This is a genomic window from Tenacibaculum finnmarkense, from assembly GCF_900239185.1.
GTDB lineage: Bacteria > Bacteroidota > Bacteroidia > Flavobacteriales > Flavobacteriaceae > Polaribacter > Polaribacter finnmarkensis.
In genome coordinates this window covers 1-3,749 of the sequence record NZ_OENA01000063.1, presented here as the reverse complement: position 1 = coordinate 3,749, position 3,749 = coordinate 1, and the positions used below count along the sequence as shown (strand labels likewise).

The following is a 3,749-nucleotide window of genomic DNA, read 5'->3' as shown; positions in this document are numbered from 1 at the left end:
AATAAAAGCTCAAAAAACTAATTTATAGAATTATGAGCCTAGAATAATAATGTATAAACTTAATCAAGAAAAGAGTTGTTTTTTAGCTCAGTTCTTGTTATGCCTAGTTATTATTTTAAATAAAGTCGTTAATATTATCTTGAAAAACCTTTTGTCTATGGTATTCTAGATATTGTTCCCTATTTTCAGGATAGATTCTTAATTTATTTTTAGCATTTGGATTAATGTTTAGTTTTTCCCAAGTATATGCAGTTAATAAACTACCACATATTAATTCTCCATTATCTGTGAAAGTAATATATCCTTGGTCAAATAATTTATCGTAAGTAGGCGATAAAGCCAAACCATTTAGAAAGTCAATGGATTCACCTATTTTATCTTCATTTATACATGCTTTATATGGTTTTATATGACTTGCAATTAATAATCTATCATCAGAAATTTTAGTAAAAGGACACTGTGGCATATGTTCAATCACTTTTTTTCTATATTTCTGTTGTCCCTCTCTTGAAGCTGATTTTTTTATTACCCTTTTTTTATTCTCTTTTTCTATTATTTCAGTAGATTCAGCCAATTGAGGATGAACTATTGACCTAAATTGATAATCTAATAAGATTCTAAAATAGAATAGAGGTGATTTAGAAGATTCGTTATTAACAGGAATCAGTTTTAAAATAGATAAGTAACTTATTTTAGGTAAAACTAATTCTCTCCAAGTTTTCCATATTTCATTATCAGAACGAATATAACCTCTTGAATACTTCTTTTTATTACCAATTAAATCTGAAACATCATATATTCCAAAGAAAATTTTATCAATTTCTAAATTATTTATTTTATCAATTCTATCACTGTAAAAATCAGAAATGTCAAAATTATAAATTTGTTCTTGTTTTTGATATTCAATTCTTGAATCATAAAGATACTTTAGTAAGTTCGTTTTACTAAAAAAACAATTCTCTTGGATTGAGGTATAAACTCTTTTATCTTCTTTATTTTTACCTTCTCCCCATTTTTTATATTCAAAAAAATCACTTAATCTTTCTCCACTTGAACCAGTGTAACTACCAACGTATTTTCTTGATTCTCCATTGCCTTTAAACATTTTAAGTTTATTCTTTCTATAAATAAAACTATCTTCTGCTCTTAAATTTTGAATAGAATCAATGATAAAATATTCTTTACCATCTATTTTTATTTTTTGAAAATTACTCATTTTCTTCTGCATATTTAGTTATATCAATTTGCTTTAATAAAGAAATAAGAACATCTACTACAATGCTATTTCCAGCTTGTCTATACATTTGAGTATCACTAACAACTTGTTTAAAATCATCTCTAAACCCCATCAAACGTAAGCATTCTTTAGGTGTTAGTTTTCTTATTCTTCCTTTGTTATGAGTAACATAATTATCAACACCAGCACGATGCATTTTATGCATAGATTGTAGTAAAGGTCTTGCTACTTCTAAATCTGTTTTTATTTTTGTTTTAAAGTTTTTTGTACCTTCTGAAAGTACATATTTTGTAGTTTTTTCTGATAAATAATATTTTTCCTCAACTTCGTTTACATCAAAGATTAATTCATCAAATTCAGGTTTTTCAATACTTTCAAAAATAAAATCTCCATGCCAATTAAATTGTTGATTAGCTTTTTGACAAATTGCAATATCTCCATTTATTTGTGTGTATCTTTTTTTTCTGTTTTTAGAACTTGTAACAAATTTAACACCTTTTTCACTTAAATAGTATTTACTATCTGTATAGTCTTCAAGGAAATCTTGCATTTTAGGTTCTAGATTTACTGGTTCAGGAAATGAAAAGTTTACTTTTTTATCTTTGAAACCAACAACAAAAATTCGTTCCCTATGTTGAGGAACTCCATAATTTTTTGCATTCATCACTTGATAAAAGTATCTATACCCAAGTTCATCAAAAGTTGCTTTCATTATTTCAAAAGTATTTCCTTTGTCGTGGTTAATTAGGCCTTTTACATTTTCATAAATAAATATTTTTGGCTGACTTTCTTTAACTATACGAGCAAATTCATAAAAAAGAGTACCTCTTGTGTCATCTAACCCTTTTCTTTTCCCAACCATTGAGAACGATTGACAAGGACTACCTCCAACTAAAATATCTATTTTATTTTTATATTTTTTCCCGTCTAATTCTCTAACATCATTATACCATCGTTCTTCACTGATATTGTAATTTTCAAAGTATGACTGTTTAACAAATTTATCTATATCACTTGCAAAAATAATTTCGGTATCTAATTTTAGTCTTTTAAAAGCATATTCAATCGCACCTATTCCAGAAAATAGAGTTGCTATTTTTGTTTTTCTTTTTGGGAATTTAAATTCTTTTTCTCTCCAATCTTTATCAAACTTGAATTGTTGTTGTTTGTTTTTATATAAAGTTAATTGTTTATTAACTATTTCTAAAACATTTTCATAATTTTCATATTCTTTGAGTTCTCGAAATAATTTAGAAGAATAATAATAGTTAAATAATTCTTCTTTTGGAGTTTCTAATATTTCACAAAGAAATACTATTTTTTCTATTGAAATAGCACGTTCTTCACGTTCAATTTTTCCAAGAGTTGAAGTATCCATTTTTAAATGAGATGCAACTTTTCTCATAGGAAAACCTAATTCTTTTCTTCTTTGTTTTATGTATGTTCCAAAAGTTGATTCCATATAATTGATTTTAGGGCGAAAATAGTCCTAAAATATGGAATGTGCAATTATTTCTAATTAGGCATAACGTTTTGTATATGGTTTGTTGCGTTTTTGAAGCACTAAATTTAGTAAATAAAAACGGAATAGAAAATCCCCTAAGGATTTTCGTAAGTAGGTTCGCACTAGCAATAAATTATATATTTTGTTGTGTGTAGTTTTTACTCAGTTTTCTGATTTAGAAATTCTTTAAATCTTTTTAATGCGTTTATAAATGCATTATGGCTTTTTTTTCCAAATTCAGACTCACTTCCTGTATGTCCATATTTATCTATATAAAAATCTATATTTTCAATGAATTTATTTAAAGTTACGTTTTCTCTATAATGTATTTTTTCAACTCGTTTCTTGTAATCATATGCAGTCGAAGGATTGCCAGATGGAGTAAATTCACTGTATCCATTTTTAACTAAATAAATTTTAAAGTCTTCTAACATAATAATTGTTTTAATTTTTTATTTCTTTTCGACTAGCGGGTGGTCTTGATTGTACTATTCTTTGTTTTTCTTTCTCTTCTCTAATTCCTCTTTTGATAGTATCACCTTTCTTGTCAATTGTGATTAGAGTGTCTAAGATAATGTTATTATATGTATTATTTATTTCATATTGAAAAGTAACATAATCTGTTTTAAAAATCCATTGTTTTGTACCTAGTGCTTTAAAACTAAATTCTTTATCAGATATTGTTATTATATGCATATGTAAGGCTTTTGTATTTCCACCTCTACTAGGTGGTCTACTAGGTTCTAATAGAACACTAGAATATTTTTCAATTTTAGAATTTTCAATTTTCATTTTTTTTAGGGGATTACACACAACGTTGTTGTATATGGTTTGTTGCGTTTTTGAAGCACTAAATTTAGTAAATAAAAACGGAATAGAAAATCCCTAAGGATTTTCGTAAGTAGGCGAGTACCAGCAATAAATTATATACGGCTTAAGTTTGTCTTTTAATACATTTGATATATAATCAGAAAGAATAAAAGAGAGAATTAAGGTTACTATATACGG

4 protein-coding genes are annotated in these 3,749 nt (G+C 26.3%); all 4 read right to left on the bottom strand.

Annotated elements, in window-relative coordinates:
- Positions 1-115: 115 nt before the first annotated feature.
- The 4 genes from AQ1689_RS08805 to AQ1689_RS08790 all read right to left on the bottom strand — a co-directional run bounded on the left by AQ1689_RS08805 (position 116) and on the right by AQ1689_RS08790 (position 3,554).
- Positions 116-1,216 carry an HNH endonuclease gene (locus AQ1689_RS08805; RefSeq protein WP_101955857.1) on the bottom strand — a complete coding sequence of 367 codons (1,101 nt, stop codon included), beginning with the start codon at positions 1,214-1,216 and terminating at the stop codon, positions 116-118.
- Positions 1,209-2,699 carry a DNA (cytosine-5-)-methyltransferase gene (gene dcm / locus AQ1689_RS08800; RefSeq protein ID WP_101955856.1) on the bottom strand — a complete coding sequence of 497 codons (1,491 nt, stop codon included), beginning with the start codon at positions 2,697-2,699 and terminating at the stop codon, positions 1,209-1,211. Before dcm ends, AQ1689_RS08805 begins: the two co-directional genes overlap by 8 nt.
- Positions 2,700-2,899: 200 nt before the next feature.
- Positions 2,900-3,175 (bottom strand): hypothetical protein, encoded by a 276-nt coding sequence (locus tag AQ1689_RS08795; RefSeq protein ID WP_101955855.1) that lies wholly within the window; start codon positions 3,173-3,175, stop codon positions 2,900-2,902.
- Positions 3,176-3,185: 10 nt separating this feature from the next.
- The gene (locus AQ1689_RS08790; protein WP_198913890.1) at positions 3,186-3,554 is read right to left on the bottom strand and encodes a hypothetical protein; all 369 of its coding nucleotides are present in this window, start codon (positions 3,552-3,554) and stop codon (positions 3,186-3,188) included.
- Positions 3,555-3,749 lie beyond the last annotated feature (195 nt).